We start from the raw sequence: 1,329 nt of genomic DNA, 5'->3' as shown, positions 1-1,329 counted from the left end.
CACTGCCCGTGGGTTGGGATACGGTCACGTTCACCGTCCATACCTGCGGCGTTCCCGTCTCGGGGGTCACCGTATAGGCAACGGCCCCGGAGAAGTCCCGGACCTGGCCGATGGCCGGTGCCACGCTCGCCCCTGGGGAGACCTCAAGTATTTCCGGGGCTATATTAAGGTCGGTTCCGTCGGGTACGTTGATGGTTATCGTATGGTTCCCGGTATCGATGTCGGAACCGTTCTGGCCCGGAAGTCCGAAGGCCGTGATATCGGTATCCCCCGCAACGGGCAGTACCAGTACCTTGGCCGTTACCGTCCAGACCTGCCCGGTACCGTTGCCGGATGTAACGGTATATTCCACAGGGGAAGTGAAATCGCGTACCTGCAAGAGGGCGGGTGATAGGGTGGCGCCTTCCGAGACTATCAACAGTACGGGGGCCACGTTCAGCGCCGTGCCCTCGGGAACGGTCACCGAAACGGTATGGGCCTGCGTATCTATGGTTGCCGTCTCTATCTGGCCGTTCAGCGCGAAGGCCTCTATATCGTTCGCCGATTGTAGCGATACCCCCGTGATCTCGACGAGGACGCTTCCGCTGACCTCCGGGTCGGAGACCGAGGTGGCCGTTATCGTGACCGTTCCCGCGGAAAGACCGGTCAAAAGACCGTTTTCGTCCACGGTCGCTATCGCATCGTCACTGGAGGACCAGGTCACACTTGGGTCCGTTGCGTTCTCGGGGAGGACCGTTGCCGCCAGTTGGCGCTGCGCTCCCGTGGCACCGGGGTCCGCCTGTGAAACGGAAATGCCCGTTACCGGTACCCTGTCCGGGGGGATCACCTCTACGGTGACCGTATCGCTGGCATCGGGATTGGAAACGGAGGTTACGGTAACCTCCGCCGTGCCCAGCCCTACCGCGATACATACATTGTTTTCGTCTATGAGAACGACATCGGGGTCACTGGAGACCACCGTTACCTCCTGATCGGTAGCATTGGGCGGGTCGAAGGTGAACGCAGGGGGTATCTCGTCCCCGAGCTTCATCTTGATCGTATCCTGGCTCGAAAGGGTTATCGATATTACTTCTATAAATTCCACCACGTTGAAGTCCACACCGGCCTCGATCTCCTGTCCGTTGCTGTCGCGCAGGGTGAAGACCAGTTGCTGCGGGCCTATCTCCGAAGGGGTGAAGACGAGCGGGTAGGTACCGGGGACGATAGGGCCGTATTCCCCCCCTGGGGCGTAACCGTTCTCCTCCGAGGGCACCAGGCTTCCCGCGCCCGAACCGAGCCCGTACACGGCTTGGTAGCCGATCTCCAGATCGGTGTCCAGCCTTTCGAACA

1 protein-coding gene is annotated in these 1,329 nt (G+C 60.7%); it reads right to left on the bottom strand.

What is annotated here, in order from left to right:
- A partial coding sequence (locus H9565_RS20000) for an Ig-like domain-containing protein (protein WP_215442146.1) occupies positions 1-1,329 on the bottom strand: 1,329 nt, incomplete at both ends.

This window comes from Zobellia russellii, from assembly GCF_018728565.1.
In the GTDB taxonomy this organism is placed as follows: domain Bacteria; phylum Bacteroidota; class Bacteroidia; order Flavobacteriales; family Flavobacteriaceae; genus Zobellia; species Zobellia russellii.
The sequence above is the reverse complement of the archived record's forward strand: the minus strand, read 5'-3'. Positions and strand labels throughout refer to the sequence as shown.